Source organism: Streptomyces shinuiensis, from assembly GCF_043660855.1.
Taxonomy (GTDB): Bacteria; Actinomycetota; Actinomycetes; order Streptomycetales; family Streptomycetaceae; genus Streptomyces.
On record NZ_JBIHML010000001.1, the window covers coordinates 2725797 to 2740103 of the forward strand.

Here is a 14307-nt window from a genome sequence, read left to right on the forward strand (position 1 = left end):
TGCGTCGGAGGGGCGCGCCTACTCGGAGGGGTTCTCGGGGCGCCTGGAGCGGTGGAACGCCCCGAAGCTCGCTCCGGCGTCACGGGCGGTGCGCTTCCGCTGCGAAAGGCCGGCGGAGGCGTCGGCCGCCCGCTCGCGGGCGCTGTCGGCCCGGGCCAGGGTGCGGCCCCGGGGGCGCACCGGCAGCCCGTGGGTGGTCTCCCCCGCCGCGGGCGCCGGGGTCCCGGCGGTGTCCGGCGGTGCGGACGCGGCCGTAACGGCCGGGGCGGCCGGGGCTGGGAGGTCGGGCCCGGTGGCGGGCGCCTGGGCCTGCCGCGGAGCCCTGGCCGCCGGCACCGCGACCGCGGGCGTGGCCTCCGCGCGCTGCTGGGCCAGCAGGTGCGGCGGCAGCAGGACCACCACACCGGTGCCGCCCCGGGAGGAGGGCCGGTAGCTCACGCGGATGCCGTACTTGTGGGCCAGCATTCCCACCACGGCCAGACCGAGCCGGGTGCCCTGGAGGCGGGCGAGGTCGGTCGACTCGCCGGAGACGGCCTTCTCCGCGCGGCGCATCGCGGCGTCGGACATGCGCAGTCCGCTGTCCTCGATGGTGACCACGAGACCCGCGGTGCGCTCCTCGACGTAGACGTTGACCTCGTCGATGGGCGGGGAGAAGTTCGCCGCGTTGTCGATGAGCTCCGCGAGCAGGTGCATCACGCCCTCGGCTGCGAATCCGGCGATCGCGGTGCCGCTGGCGCAGTGCATACGGACCCGCTGGTAGGCGGCGATGCGTCCCACCGCGCCGCGCAGGATGCTCTCCATGATGATCGGCTTGTTCCAGGCCCGGCTGGCGCGGCCGCCCATCAGCAGGGCCAGGCGGTCGGTGAGCAGTCCGATCTGCGAGGTGCTGTGGTCCAGCCTGAGCAGGTCGCCGAAGACCTCCTCGCCGTGGCGCTCCTGCATCTCGCGCAGGTCCGCCAGCATGCCCACGGCCGCCGCCTGCACCCGGCTGAGGGCCTTGGTGCCGGCCGTACGGGCGGCGGCGGACCGCCGCTCGCTGGTCGCGTACTCCCGGATCACGAACTCCGTCAGGGCGGCCAGCCGCTCGTCGTCGGGGCGCGGTACCTTCGCCAGGACCGTGCCCGCCGAGGCGCCGCCGCGCAGCCGCTCGAAGGTCCCGGGCAGGACGTCGGTGAGGAGGTCGTCCACCCCGTCCGCCGCCGCCCGCGCCTGCCGGACCGCCTCGTCCCGCTCGGCCTGCGCGGACAGCCGCTGCCCGGTGGCGGAGGAGACCTCGTGCGCGAAGGCGTGGAGGAGCCGCTGGAGCGGCAGGTCCTCCGGGAGGGGCATTCCGGCCAGCGCCTCCTCCGGCCGCGCACCGGTCCGCAGCCGCTCGGCGACCGCCGGCAGCACGGAGTCGGCCAGGTGCGCGGTGTGCGCCTGCCGGTGCTCGGCCTGGCGGCGCAGCGTGCCGGTCTCGGCCGCCGCGTTCGCGGAGGCGGTGGTCGTCCGCCGCACGGTCAGGACGGTGGCGAGGAAGGCCGCGACGGCCACGACCCCGGCCACGGCGATCACGCCCAGCACCCAGGGGCGCGTACTGTCGGGGGCCGCCGCGGCGCCCGCCGCGCCACCCGCCACGAGCGCCGTCAGGCAGACGGCGAGTAAGGCGAGGGGCAGACGTCCTCCGGGCACTCGGTGCTGGCCGGGGGCGGCAGGATCTGACATCGCGCAATCCCTGTGGCTGTGTGGGGGCGAGTGATGCGGTTCGGAAGACAAACGACGGCCGAAAGCCCGCTGGGAGAAGGGAAGTTGCCTTCTCATGCGATTGCCTTCGTCATAGTAACCATGCATCACGCAGCGCGTGTGCCGAGCCGGTGGACGGGTGCTCGGGCCGTTCCGCCGCGGCGGACACGATGAGGTGCGACCACGACCTTCCCGGGGGGTCCATGCGCGTGCGCGGTGCGACCGCCGCCTTACCTTTCGTCACAGCCGCCCTGCTCCACGCAGTCCGAGCAGCGCGTCCCGGCCGGTCTCCACCGGCTCGTACGGCCGCACGCTCGGGGGCGGCGGCGGGACGCGTCGCCCCCGGCCGCCGTCCGGCCCCTGGCTCCGAACCTGGCTCTGCCCCTGGAGGGCGAAGGCCGTACCGCCCAGGCCCGCCAGTGCGACGGTGGCGGCCCCGGCCGCGAAGAACCGCTGCTTGCTCATGTTTCCTCCGCGTCGTGGGCGTACGCGTCCGCGGGGGGCGTACGCCGTTCCTCGTCGTCGTGGCCCAGGCGTGGAGGGAGGGCGGACCCTGTGTCAGGAAGCGGATTTCTCCGCGGACGGAGCGCCGGCGCCTGCCGCGGCGGTCTCCTCCCGTACCGGGGGCGGTTCCGCGGACGGCCCGGTGGGCGCCTCGATACCGAGGGCGAGATCGCGGGCGGCCTCCGTCTCGCGGCGGAACAGCCGGTACCACATGAAGACCACGAAGCCCGCGAAGACGAACCACTGCGCGGTGTAGCCCAGGTTCTGGAACGCCTTCAGGTCCAGCCCGGTGCCCGCCGCCGCGACCGGCGGCACCGCCTCCATCGGCCCCTGCGCGCGCTGGACGGTGATCCACGCGTCGTACACCTCGTAGGGCACCAGATTGACCAGCGTGGCCGCGCCGATGATGCCGACCTGGCCCCGCGGCAGGGCAACGCCGACGGCGCCCGGTGAGCTCTGGCTCTCCGGCGCCTGGAGCACTCCGGTGACGCTCACCTCGCCGGCCGGTGGCGCGGGCACCCGCGCGGGGTCGGCCTCGCCCGGCAGCCAGCCGCGTACGACGGGCAGGGCCCGGCCGTCGCCGGTGCGCAGCGGGGTCAGCACGTAGAAGCCCTCGCGGTCGCCGATGCGGCGGCCGGGCACCAGGAACTCGCGGCCCGCGTCGTAGCGGCCGGTGGCCCGGGCGGCCTGGCCGACGGTCTCCTGGGTGAGGGGCAGCAGATCGTCCAGCGGCCTGGCGCCGGCCTCGGGGTTCCCCTCCGCCGAGCGCTCCTGCCGGGCCTGGTGGGAGTCCACACGGTCCTCGAAGCGGCTCAGCTGCCAGCTCCCCATGAACAGGCAGACGGGGATCGACAGCAGCACGAAGAGGTTGATCACCCACCAGCGCGGGGTCAGCAGGAACCGGTACACACCCTCAACGGTACGGGGGCGGGCCGGGGACGGCCCATCCGCCCCCGCTCCGCGTGCCGCCCGCGGATCCGCCCGTGTCAGCCCACCGGGACGGGGCCGGTGCGGTACACCGTCCCGGCGCAGGCCCCGGCGATCTCGATCTTGCCGATGCGCGGCTCGCCCGCCGCCGGCACGTAGCGCAGGACGACCGAGGCCGCCGTGGCGCCCGGGCCGGAGCCATCGCTGTCGTACGCGAGCTGGGGGCTGACGCCGCTGCCCTCGGCGGGCTCCTCGACGCCCTCGCCGCCCTCGCCGCCGGCGGGGGGTGTCGTGCCGCCGCCGGTGTCGGTGCCTCCGGAGGAGTCCGTGCCTCCGCTCCCGCCGGTGCCCCCGGTGCCGCCGCTTCCACCGGTGCCGCCGCTCCCGCCGCCGGAGTCCGTGCCTCCGGAGGAGTCGCCGGGAGCCGTCGGATCGGGGCCCGGGGACGCCGGGCAGCCGGTGGTGCCGCCGCCCTCGCTCGGCACCCAGGCGAACCGCACCACGTACGCCTTGCCCGGCTCCAGGACGAACGAGCCGGGTTCGAGCTGCGGGTCGGGCAGTTTGGAGGCCCTGCCGCCGGAGGTGTGGGCGACGACGCCGAAGCCGGTCGGGTCCGCGGCGCCCACCGGGGTGGCGGTGACGGTGTCGGACCCGTCCACCAGGCAGGAGTCTTCCGAGATGTTCGTGACCTCGAAGGCCCCGTACACATGGCCGTCCGCGTCGGCGGGGCTCACCGTGGAGCCGCCGTCGCCGATCTGGGAGCGCAGGCAGCTCGGTGAGGTGGGGCCGAGGGTGTCGCCGGTCTCGGGGAACGAAGCGGAGCCGTCCCTGCCGGAGCCTTCGCGCGACCCCGCCGCGTCCTGTCGTCCGCCGCCCGCGGAGTAATGGTCGGCGCCCTGGTTCGCGGCGTCGCCGCTCTGGCCGCCCGCCCCGGCGCCCTCCTGCCGGTTGTGGGCGCTGGCGGCGTTGGTGGTGGTGCCGTCCAGGACCCGGGTGATGACGCCGCTCTGCACCAGGGCGGGAGTGGCCACGCCGATGACGAGTGCGGCCGCGGCCGCCCCGACCGTCAGCTGCCTGCGGCGCGCCCGGCGGGCGGGTACGGCGTGGTGGAGGCGTTCGAGGGCGTCCGGGGCCGGCGCGACGTCCTCGACGGCGCCGTGCAGCATCAGCCGCAGCGACCGCTCGTCCAGGCCGGCCGAATCCGCCGGGGCGTCCGCCGGGCCCGCCGGGTCCTCGCCCGGCGAGCCGCCCGCGTCCGGCTCCGTCGTCTCCCGCCCGCCGCCCGCACCGTGTCCGGCTCCGGGTTCACCGTGCGGGTCGCGCTGTTCCTCGTGCCGTCCGTCGCCGCTCATGCGGGCGCCTCCATCGCGACCCGCAGGGCGGCGATGCCCCGGGAGCCGTATGCCTTCACCGAGCCGAGCGAGATGCCGAGCGTCTCGGCGACCTGCGACTCGGTCATGTCCGCGAAGTACCGCAGGACCAGTACCTCCCGCTGGCGGCGCTGGAGCTTGCGCAGCGCCTTCTTCAACTCGTCCTGCTCGATGCGCGCGTACGCGCCCTCCTCCGCGCTGGCCATGTCCGGCATCGGCTTGGAGAGCAGCTTCAGCCCCAGGATGCGGCGGCGCAGCGTGGAGCGGGAGAGGTTGACGACGGTCTGTCGCAGATACGACAGCGTCTTCTCCGGCTCCCGCACCCGTCTGCGCGCCGAGTGCACGCGGATGAACGCCTCCTGCACCACGTCCTCGCAGGACGCCGTGTCGTCGAGCAGCAGGGCGGCGAGCCCGAGCAGGGAGCGGTAGTGGGCCTGGTAGGTCTCGGTGAGGTGGTCGACGGTGGTGCCCGCCACTGCGGTGCTCGCTGCCATCGTGCCGTCAGCGTCCCTCGACTGCGAGGGGAGCCGTGCGGGACGGGAAGCCGACCAGGGAGCGATCACGGGCATGCCCCTGCCGGGCGTACCGCCGCCCGCGGGGGCCCGTACGGGCGCCGTTGTGATTCCGAGTGCCTCTGCCACGCCTGTTGGACACGCTTCCCCCCGTCAGGGTTGTACGCGCGGAGCGTCGTTCTTCCCGGCGAACCGGACGACCGCATGCGTACCACCTCTTCCTCTCCGCCGCCGAACAGGCGCCTTCGGCTTCCGGCAGTGGAACGGGAGACGCCCGCGCCCGGATCGCGGTTCCGGGCATGTGAAGGAAAATCCTCATCCAGAAGGCTGGTCTGGATCAAGCGGTTACCAGGTATGACTTCATCACGAGTCCTTCACAGTCGGCACCGCCGCGTCCGGATCCGGCCCCCGGCGCCGGAGCGCACGGCCCGCCCTCCGCCCGCCTCCGGACCACCGGGGCCGGGCGCGCCGGGGCCGTCAGGCGCCCTCGGCGGCGCGGTGCCGGGCCAAAGACCGCGTCAGGGCCGGGCCAAGGCCGCACCGGGGTCGCGCCAAGGCCGCGGCGCAACCACCATGACGGCGGGACCGGCGGCGGTTTCCGGTCGGTTTCCGGTCGGTTTCCGGTCAGTCTCCGGCCCGCTCGGCCGCGACCAGCTCGCCGATCTGCGCCATGTTGAGCGCGGCGCCCTTGCGGAGGTTGTCGCCGCACACGAACAGCTCCAGCGCCCGCGGGTCGTCCGGCGAGCGCCGCACCCGCCCCACCCAGGCGGGATCGGTGCCGACCGCGTCGGCGGGGGTGGGGAACTCGCCCGCCGCCGGATCGTCGCACACCACCACACCCGGCGCGTTCGCCAGGATCTCGTGCGCCTTGCCCACCGAGACCTCGCTCTCGAAGCGCGCGTGCACCGACACCGAGTGGGTGGTGACGACGGGTACGCGCACACAGGTGGCGGTGGTACGCAGTCCCGGCAGGCCCAGGACCCTGCGGGTCTCCTCTCGGACCGCCAGCTCCTCGGTCGTCCAGCCGTCCCCGGCCGGCGCCCCGGAGAAGGGCACCACGTTGAGCGCGATCGGTGCCGCGTACGGGCCGGTGTCGCCCACCGCGCGCCGTATGTCGCCGGGGTGGACGCCCAGCTCGGTGCCGGCCACGGCCGTGAGCTGCTCGCGCAGGGTCTCCACGCCCCGCCGCCCGGACTCGGAGACGGCCTGGTAGGTGGAGACGACCAGCTCCTCCAGGCCCCACTCCGCGTGCAGGGCCCCCAGTGCCACGATCATCGCCAGGGTGGCGCAGCCGGGACCGGCGACGATGCCGCGGGGCCTGGCCCGCACCGCGTGGGCGTTGACCTCGGGAACGACCATCGGTACGTCCGGATCCGCCCGGAACGCGCCGGAGTTGTCCACCACCACCGCGCCACGGGCCGCCGCCACCGGCGCCCAGTGGGCCGCGACCCCGGCGGGCACGTCGAACATCGCGACGTCCACACCGTCGAAGACCTCCTCGCCCAGGGCGAGGACCTCGATCTCCTCACCGCGCACCGCCAGCTTGCGGCCGGCCGAACGCCCCGAGGCGACCAGGCGGATCTCCCCCCAGACGTCCGCGCGCTCCGACAGCAGCCCCAGCAGCACGGTGCCGACGGCCCCGGTCGCGCCGACCACGGCCAGAGTGGGCCGGTCGGCGCGACCGATCGGGGCTCGGGGGAATCCCCCGGCGGGGGTCATCGCCCGGTGCCCCCGTAGACGACCGCCTCGTCGTTCTCGCTGTCCAGGCCGAACGCGGTGTGCACCGCGCGGACGGCCTCGTTGACGTCGTCCTTGCGGGTGACGACCGAGATACGGATCTCGGAGGTCGAGATCAGCTCGATGTTGACCCCGGCACCCGACAGCGCCTCGAAGAAGGTGGCGGTGACGCCCGGGTTGGTCTTCATGCCCGCGCCGACCAGGGAGATCTTGGCGATCTGGTCGTCGTAGCGCAGGGAGTCGAAGCCGATGCCGGCCTTCGCCCGCTCCAGCGCCTCGATGGCCCGGCGGCCGTCGGTCTTGGGCAGGGTGAAGGAGATGTCGGTCAGACCGGTGGACGCGGCGGAGACGTTCTGCACCACCATGTCGATGTTCAGCTCGCCGTCCGCGATGGCCCGGAAGATCTTCGCGGCCTCGCCCGGCTTGTCCGGCACTCCGACGACCGTGATCTTCGCCTCGGAGGTGTCGTGTGCGACACCGGAGATGAGCGCCTGCTCCATCGGCTGGTCCCCTTGCGGCTGGTTGCTGACCCACGTGCCCCGAAGCCCGGAGAAGGAGGAGCGGACGTGGATCGGGATGTTGTAACGGCGTGCGTACTCCACGCACCGGTGCAGCAGCACCTTGGAGCCGGAGCTGGCCAGCTCCAGCATGTCCTCGAACGAGATCCAGTCGATCTTGCGGGCCTTCTTCACGACCCGCGGGTCGGCGGTGAAGACGCCGTCGACATCGGTGTAGATCTCGCAGACCTCGGCGTCCAGCGCGGCGGCCAGCGCCACCGCGGTGGTGTCCGAGCCGCCCCGGCCCAGGGTGGTGATGTCCTTCTTGTCCTGGGACACGCCCTGGAAACCGGCGACGATGGCGATGTTGCCCTCGTCCAGCGCGGTCTTGATACGGCCCGGCGTGACGTCGATGATGCGGGCCTTGTTGTGGACGGAGTCGGTGATGACACCCGCCTGGCTCCCGGTGAACGACTGCGCCTCGTGGCCGAGGGACTTGATCGCCATCGCCAGCAGGGCCATGGAGATCCGCTCTCCGGCGGTCAGCAGCATGTCGAACTCGCGCCCGGATGTGACCGGGGACACCTCTCCAGCGAGATCGATCAGCTCGTCCGTCGTGTCACCCATCGCCGAAACCACGACGACCACCTGGTGGCCGTTCTTCTTGGCTTCGACGACTCGCTTGGCAACGCGCTTGATGCCTTCGGCATCGGCAACGGAGGAGCCGCCGTACTTCTGCACGACAGGGCCCACGTGCGCTCCTCGTAATCTGTCTTCCGGGGCTCCCGTACAGGAGCCCAGCGGTCGCTTCAGTTTACCGAGCAGGCCTTCTCGACCCCGCCTCTACCACATCGTGAGATGTACCGCCCACAAGCAGCGCGGCGCGGCGCCACGTCGCACCGGCTCAGCGGGCACCCCTGCCCGCTCACGGGCTCTTCACACGGGAACGTTGCGCAGCTCACACCCGCCGCGCGACCGCGGTCAGGTCGATATCCACCGGAAACGGGACATCTGTTTTCAGCCGATCGTGGTGGATGCCGGTCACGGCGTAGGTGCGGGTGGCGGGCTCCAGCTCGAAGACGTACACGACGGGGCTCCAGCCGTCCTCCCCCGCCTCCACCCGCCAGAAGTGCGGGATCCCAGACGCGGCGTACTTGCGCGGCTTGGTCTCGCGGTCGCGCGCCTCGGAGTCGTCCGACACCACCTCGACGGCCAGCACGACGTCCTCGGGGCGGTAGCCGGTCTGCCGCGGGCCGGTGAGCGCCTCGGCCCTGACGACCATGACGTCCGGTTCCGTACGGTCCCGTTTCCCGAGGGTGACGGTCATCTCCCGGACGATGTCCAGCTCGGGCGGGGCCACCTGGAGGAGACGGTGCTCCAGCAGGCGCATCGCGCGCATGTGAAAGGCGGTCTGCGGACTCACGAAGACGAGGCTCCCGTCGATCAGCTCCGTGTGCGGGGGCAGATCGGGAATCCGGTCCAGGTCCTCGGCGGTGTACCCGCCCGCCGGCGGTCGCGGCCACGCGTACTCGGGCTCGACACTCATCACTGCTCCCATGAGCCGTATCCTCGCCGACTTCGTCAGCCTACCCGGCGACTTCCCCGTTCCATCGCCCGTACGGGTGAACACCGCCCCGCCCGGCCGCCAGCCCCCGCCGCGCATGGCCGCTGCCGTCCGGGGGTACCCCGGACACCCCTGCAACGACGGTACGGACGGCAACGACGGCAGACGGAGCGGGAGGCGGAAGGCCATGAACCAACTGGCACGCACGGCGCTGGTCCTCGCGGGCGCCGGGGCCGGCGCGGCGGCCCTGCGCGGGGCCGCGTCCGCACGGCGCAGGGCGCGGGAGAACGGCCGCCGCTGGCTGGTCGTGACCATCAACCGCGCACCGACCGACGTGATGCCCCACGGCGGCCCGCCCCACCCGCTGGACGAGTTCGGCGACGCGCTGGAGATCACAGTGCGGCCCGCCCCCGGCGACCGCGGCACCGAGCTGGCCGCCCGGCTGCGCGAACCCGCGCCGCCCGCCTCCGCCTCACCACCGTCCCGGCTCGCGGGCAAGGACCCGCGCCAGGAGGTGCGGCGCGCGCTGCGCGAGGCCAAGTCCCTTCTGGAGACCGGTGAGGTGATGCTGCCGGACGCGCCGCCGACCGGGCGCGGCGACACGGCCGGGGGCAAGGCCGTCGGACTGGCGTCGAGGCGCGCGGGTGGGGAGGGAGTGCTGTGAGGGCTCTGTGCTGGGAAGGCGTCGACAAGCTGTCGGTCGAGCAGATCCCCGAACCGGAGATCCGCAACGACCAGGACGTCGTCGTGCGCCTGCTGCTGAGCACCACCTGCGGTTCCGACCTGCACCTCATCGACGGCTACATCCCCGCCATGCGGCCCGGTGACGTGATCGGGCACGAGTTCGTCGGCGAGGTGGTCGAGACCGGATCCGGGGTGCGCCGCCACAGTGTCGGCGACCGGGTCGTGGTGTGCTCCTTCATCGGCTGTGGCCGCTGCTGGTACTGCCAGAACGACATGTGGTCGCTGTGCGACAACACCAACACCGACCCCGGCCTCGGCCAGGCCCTCTTCGGCCACGAGACCGCCGGGACCTTCGGCTACTCGCACGCCATGGGCGGCATCCGCGGCGGCCACGCCGAGTACGTGCGCGTACCCTTCGCCGACTACGGCGCCTTCCCCGTCCCCGAGGGCGTCGACGACCTCAGCGCGCTGTTCGCCTCCGACGCCGTGCCCACCGGCTGGATGGGCGCCGACCTCGGCGGTGTGAAACCCGGCGACGTGGTGGCGGTGTGGGGCTGCGGCGCGGTCGGCCAGATGGCGGCGCGGGCCTCCGTCCTCAAGGGCGCCGAACGCGTCATCTGCATCGACCGCTACACCGAGCGGCTGGCGATGGCCGAGACGTACGCCGGCGCCGAGACCGTCGACTACACCTCCACCGACGTCGCCGCCGAACTGCGCGAGCGCACCGGCGGCCGGGGCCCGGACGTGTGCGTCGAGGCCGTCGGCATGGAGGCCCACAGCAACGGGCCGGGCTACCTGTACGACCGGGCCAGGCACCGGCTCCGCCTCCAGGCCGACCGCCCCACCGCCGTGCGCCAGGCCGTCCACGCCTGCCGCAAGGGCGGCACGGTCTTCGTGCTGGGCGTCTTCGCCGGAGCGGTCGACAAGTTCCCGCTCGGCACGGTCGTCAACAAGGGGCTGACGCTGCGCGGCGCGCAGACACACGGCCAGCGCTACATCCCGATGCTGCTGGAGCGCATCGCCGCCGGCGAGATCGACACCGCCCACCTGGCCACCCACACCATGTCCCTGGACCGGGCGGCCAAGGGCTACGACATGTTCAAGCACAAGAAGGACGGCTGCGTGCGCGCGGTCTTCCACCCGTAGCCCGCCGGGTGCCCCCGGCGGGCACGTCGGGCGTAGTCCTTGAGCTTCTCCGTCCGCAGCGTGATCCCGACCGGGTCGGGGATCTCCACCACGGCCCCGTACGGCCGCGTCGTCCGGCTCCGGTACGTGCCGCCCTCCGGCTCGCAGTGCACGGTGACGCTGTGGTCGTCGCGGTCGACGAGGAGATGGACGGGGGTGCCCGCCGCCGCGTAGGCGTCGCGCTTGTCCACCCGGTCACGCCGACCGGTGTCCGGGCCGTACGACGTGACCTCGGCGGGCGGGGGACCGGCCGGGGCGGCAGGTGGCAGGCCGCGGCAGTCGCGGCACAGGCCGCCGGGAAAGGCCTCGGGGCGGCCCGGGACGCCGCACACCGTGCACTCCGCCATCCGCAGCACGGCCGGTTCCGGCGGGCCGGAGGCGGGGCCGGGCGCGGCTGCCGGCCCGGGTGCGGGCTCGGGCGGGAGCCTGTCCGTCAGGCGCCTGCGGGCGAGGGCGGCCGGGTGGTGGACCTCCGGTGGCAACCCGGCGGTCAGCGCGCCGGTGAGCTGCCGCTCGTCGGCCCCACGCTCCAGCCACTGCCCGGCCGGCTCCTCCAGGGCCGCGCAGTCGGCGGCCGAGAGCGTCATGCGCGGCTCGGCGCGGCCGAGCCCGGCCAGCACGCCGTACGCCCGCGAGCGCGGCGGCCGTACGGGCCCGGGGGCCGGTGCGGGGGCGGGGACGGTTGCGGGCTCGTCCTCCGGATGCTCCCCCGCCAGGAACGCCGCCCACCACGCGTCGCCGCGCGCCGTCCGCGAGAAGTACGTGCGCGTCACCCGGCGCGGGCTGCCGCCGCCGGTGATGTGCTCGCGCCCGCGCCGCACGCAGGTGCCCGGCCTCCGACAGCCGCCGCAGCACCGTGCCCAGCGCGCACTGCCCGTAGTCCGGCAGCACCTTGGCCAGGGTCTTCACGGAGATGTCGGCGCCGTCGGGCAGCCGGTCGAGGTAGGCGGCGACGGACGCCTCGCGCCGGGGCAGGTGCGCGAAGCCGGCCGCCGTACGCGGCCGTTGGCCGGGCGCGGTTCGCTTTCCGTAGCCCGGTGACGCCATGGGGTGCTTGTGCGCGGGCATGCCGGCGCTGAGGTCTTCTGCAGCCACAGGATCGTCCTTACCGATCTGGGTGGTCAGACCCCCGACCGGTGTTGGCGCACCGCCGGGGGTCGAGTTCTTCGATCGGCACGCCACACCGGCGCCACCGATCGTCGTGACCCGGTCACCTCAGGTCATCCCCGCAGGTGCGATTGTTGTACGCGCGCTGCACGGGGCCGTACGGGAGGGTGGGCGGGTTGCACCAACCCGCCCATTCCTCACAAGCAGCGCTCGAGTCCCGGGACCCGAGCCCCGGGCCCCGCGACGGCCCTCACTCCGGGGACGCACCGCGCGCCCTGCCCGTCTGGGCCAGCAGGACCAGCGCCAGTCCGCCCAGCATGAGCGGAAGGTGGATTCCGGGGGACACCCACCGGCCCACCGCGAGCGACGCCGCCATCAGCAGGGCGCCGGCGCCCCACACACCCGGCCGCCTCACGCTCCGGCGCGGCCAGGGGAACAGAAGGCGTCCCGTGGCCAGGGCCGACACACCCGCCACTCCCAGCGCCACGGCCATCACCGCGGTGACCGTCCAGAAGAACACCGACATCGCTTCCCTCCCCGCACTCCCCGTCCGGGGCACGTTCGTGGAGAGGGTCTCACCGACCCCGGCATCCCGTGCCGGGCGGGCCCCTTCCCGCACCGAACGCTCTCCGGCTCTCCGGCTCTCGGGTCACGAGCGCCGGGCGCGTCCCAGCAGCAGTTCCCGTTCGCGCTCGTTGTGCGTCAGGGAGGCGGCGCGTTCGAACTCCGCGCGCGCCTCTTCCCCGCGCCCCAGGCGCTCCAGCAGGTCGCCCCGGACGCTGGGCAGCAGGTGGTAGCCGCGCAGGGCGGGCTCATCGGTGAGGGCGTCCACCAGCCTCAGCCCGGCCTCGGGCCCCTCGGCCATGGAGACGGCCACCGCCCGGTTCAGTTCCACCACCGGCGAGGGCGTCAGCGCCGCCAGCCGCCCGTACAGCGTGGCGATCACCGCCCAGTCCGTTTCCTCGTACCGCACCGCCCGCGCGTGGCAGGCGGCGATCGCCGCCTGGAGGCAGTACGGGCCGTACGGGCCCTTCCCCGCGCGCCGCAGGGCCTCCAGGCCGCGCAGGACCAGCATGCGGTTCCACCTGGCGCGGTTCTGCCCGGCGAGCAGCACCGGCTCGCCGCCGGGACCGGTGCGCGCCGGGATGCGGGACGCCTGGAGCTCCAGCAGCGCCGCCAGCCCGTGCACCTCGGGCTCGCCCGGCATCAGCCCCTCCAGCACACGCGCCAGGCGCAGGGCGTCCTCGCACAGCGCCGGGCGGCACAGGTCGTCGCCGGCCGTCGCCGAGTAGCCCTCGTTGAAGATCAGGTAGACGACCTCCAGCACGGACGACAGCCGCCCGGCCCGGTCGTCGCCGTAGGGCACCTCGAAGGGCACCCCGGCCGTCGCCAGCTTCCGCTTGGCCCGCACGATCCGCTGGGCGACGGTCGCCTCGGAGGTCAGGAACGCGCGGGCGATCTCCTGTGTCGTCAGCCCGCCCAGCAGCCGCAGCGTGAGGGCGGTCCGGGCCTCCGTGGAGAGGACGGGGTGGCAGGCGGTGAAGACCAGCCGCAGCAGGTCGTCGTCGATGTCCTGCGGATCGGCGGGCTCGGGCGGCGGCGGGGTGTCCTCCAGCGTCCGCCCGACCTCGGCCAGCTTGCGCGCGTACGTCTCCCTGCGGCGCACGAGGTCGATCGCGCGCCGCTTGGCGATGGCCGTGAGCCAGGCGCCCGGCCGATCCGGTACGCCTGACTCCGGCCACTGCTCCAACGCCGTCACCAGGGCGTCCTGCGCGATCTCCTCCGCCAGCCCGACGTCCCGCACGACGCGGGCCACGGCGGCGATGATCCGCGCGGACTCGATCCTGAACACCGTCTCGACCGTCTCGGCCGTCGTACTGCCCGCACTGCCCGCACTGCCCGTACCGGCCGTGCCGACCACGTCCGTTCCCGTCACAGCCACCCATCAGAGCAGCCGCGCGGCGTCAGGGGCAAGGAAGTTCGGACGGGTCGGACGGCGCCTCCTCGATCTGGCGGACCTCGGCGGTGACGCTCCAGTGATCCGGGTGGACCTCCAGGAACCGCCGGGTCCACTCCAGGGCCTCGGCCTTGTCCTTGACCTGGACGAGCGCGTAGCCGCCGACGACCTCCTTGGTCTCGGTGAAGGGGCCGTCGGTCTGGCTGATCTTCCCGCCCGACCAGGTGAGCCGGGTGGCCTGGGAGGTCGGAGTGAGCCCGGCCGTGTCCAGCATGACCCCGGCCTTGGTGATCTCCTCGAACAGCGCGCCCATGCGCTTCTCGAAGTCGGGGTCGGGGGCCTGGGCGGCGATGCTCTGCTCGTCGATCTGGATCAGCGACATGAAGCGGGGCATGGTGGCTCCTCTGCTCGGTTCGGGTGGTGGAGGCGGACTCTCTTCCCGCCTCTCACCCATGCGTCGATCGGGAGACGGCCGGATCGACAGCTCCCCTGGTTTTTTCCCAGGAATTTTTTCCGGCCCTGCTCCGGCCCGATTCCGGCC

Annotated in this window: 14 protein-coding genes; 2 read left to right on the forward strand and 12 right to left on the reverse strand. The window is 73.8% G+C overall.

Annotated features, from left to right (window positions below):
* Positions 1 to 18: 18 nt before the first annotated feature.
* The 8 genes from ACGRHY_RS12220 to ACGRHY_RS12255 all read right to left on the reverse strand — a co-directional run bounded on the left by ACGRHY_RS12220 (position 19) and on the right by ACGRHY_RS12255 (position 8827).
* Complete coding sequence (locus tag ACGRHY_RS12220) at positions 19 to 1704, reverse strand: sensor histidine kinase (RefSeq protein ID WP_394635376.1); 1686 nt, start codon at positions 1702 to 1704, stop codon at positions 19 to 21.
* A gap of 258 nt (positions 1705 to 1962) precedes the next feature.
* A complete protein-coding gene (locus tag ACGRHY_RS12225) occupies positions 1963 to 2187 on the reverse strand; it encodes a hypothetical protein (RefSeq protein ID WP_394635377.1) in 225 nt (74 codons plus the stop codon).
* Positions 2188 to 2280: 93 nt separating this feature from the next.
* Positions 2281 to 3135, reverse strand: a complete 855-nt coding sequence (locus ACGRHY_RS12230) for an SURF1 family protein (RefSeq protein WP_394635378.1) — start codon at positions 3133 to 3135, stop codon at positions 2281 to 2283.
* A gap of 77 nt (positions 3136 to 3212) precedes the next feature.
* On the reverse strand, positions 3213 to 4505 hold the full coding sequence (locus ACGRHY_RS12235) for a hypothetical protein (protein WP_394635379.1): 1293 nt from the start codon (positions 4503 to 4505) through the stop codon (positions 3213 to 3215).
* Positions 4502 to 5092 (reverse strand): SigE family RNA polymerase sigma factor, encoded by a 591-nt coding sequence (locus ACGRHY_RS12240; RefSeq protein WP_394635380.1) that lies wholly within the window; start codon positions 5090 to 5092, stop codon positions 4502 to 4504. Before ACGRHY_RS12240 ends, ACGRHY_RS12235 begins: the two co-directional genes overlap by 4 nt.
* Positions 5093 to 5659: 567 nt before the next feature.
* Positions 5660 to 6754, reverse strand: coding sequence for an aspartate-semialdehyde dehydrogenase (locus tag ACGRHY_RS12245; RefSeq protein WP_394635381.1), 1095 nt, complete (start codon positions 6752 to 6754; stop codon positions 5660 to 5662).
* A complete protein-coding gene (locus tag ACGRHY_RS12250) occupies positions 6751 to 8022 on the reverse strand; it encodes an aspartate kinase (protein ID WP_394635382.1) in 1272 nt (423 codons plus the stop codon). The genes ACGRHY_RS12245 and ACGRHY_RS12250 overlap by 4 nt, the downstream gene beginning before the upstream one ends.
* Before the next feature lie 205 nt (positions 8023 to 8227).
* Complete coding sequence (locus tag ACGRHY_RS12255; protein ID WP_394635383.1) at positions 8228 to 8827, reverse strand: Uma2 family endonuclease; 600 nt, start codon at positions 8825 to 8827, stop codon at positions 8228 to 8230.
* Here ACGRHY_RS12255 and ACGRHY_RS12260 point away from each other — a divergent pair.
* Together ACGRHY_RS12260 and ACGRHY_RS12265 are read left to right on the forward strand one after the other, a co-directional pair.
* Positions 8826 to 9497 (forward strand): hypothetical protein, encoded by a 672-nt coding sequence (locus ACGRHY_RS12260; RefSeq protein ID WP_394635384.1) that lies wholly within the window; start codon positions 8826 to 8828, stop codon positions 9495 to 9497. The genes ACGRHY_RS12255 and ACGRHY_RS12260 overlap by 2 nt on opposite strands.
* Positions 9494 to 10663, forward strand: a complete 1170-nt coding sequence (locus ACGRHY_RS12265; RefSeq protein WP_394635385.1) for a zinc-dependent alcohol dehydrogenase — start codon at positions 9494 to 9496, stop codon at positions 10661 to 10663. The genes ACGRHY_RS12260 and ACGRHY_RS12265 overlap by 4 nt, the downstream gene beginning before the upstream one ends.
* Here ACGRHY_RS12265 and ACGRHY_RS12270 read toward each other — a convergent pair.
* From ACGRHY_RS12270 to ACGRHY_RS12285, 4 genes are all read right to left on the reverse strand, one after another.
* A complete protein-coding gene (locus tag ACGRHY_RS12270) occupies positions 10606 to 11475 on the reverse strand; it encodes a Uma2 family endonuclease (RefSeq protein WP_394635386.1) in 870 nt (289 codons plus the stop codon). The genes ACGRHY_RS12265 and ACGRHY_RS12270 overlap by 58 nt on opposite strands.
* A gap of 584 nt (positions 11476 to 12059) precedes the next feature.
* Positions 12060 to 12335: a hypothetical protein gene (locus ACGRHY_RS12275; RefSeq protein ID WP_394635387.1), complete on the reverse strand. Its 276-nt coding sequence runs from the start codon at positions 12333 to 12335 to the stop codon at positions 12060 to 12062.
* Positions 12336 to 12458: 123 nt separating this feature from the next.
* On the reverse strand, positions 12459 to 13661 hold the full coding sequence (locus ACGRHY_RS12280; RefSeq protein WP_394638024.1) for an RNA polymerase sigma factor: 1203 nt from the start codon (positions 13659 to 13661) through the stop codon (positions 12459 to 12461).
* 112 nt (positions 13662 to 13773) lie between these two features.
* On the reverse strand, positions 13774 to 14160 hold the full coding sequence (locus ACGRHY_RS12285; protein ID WP_394635388.1) for a YciI family protein: 387 nt from the start codon (positions 14158 to 14160) through the stop codon (positions 13774 to 13776).
* Between the last annotated feature and the right edge of the window lie 147 nt (positions 14161 to 14307).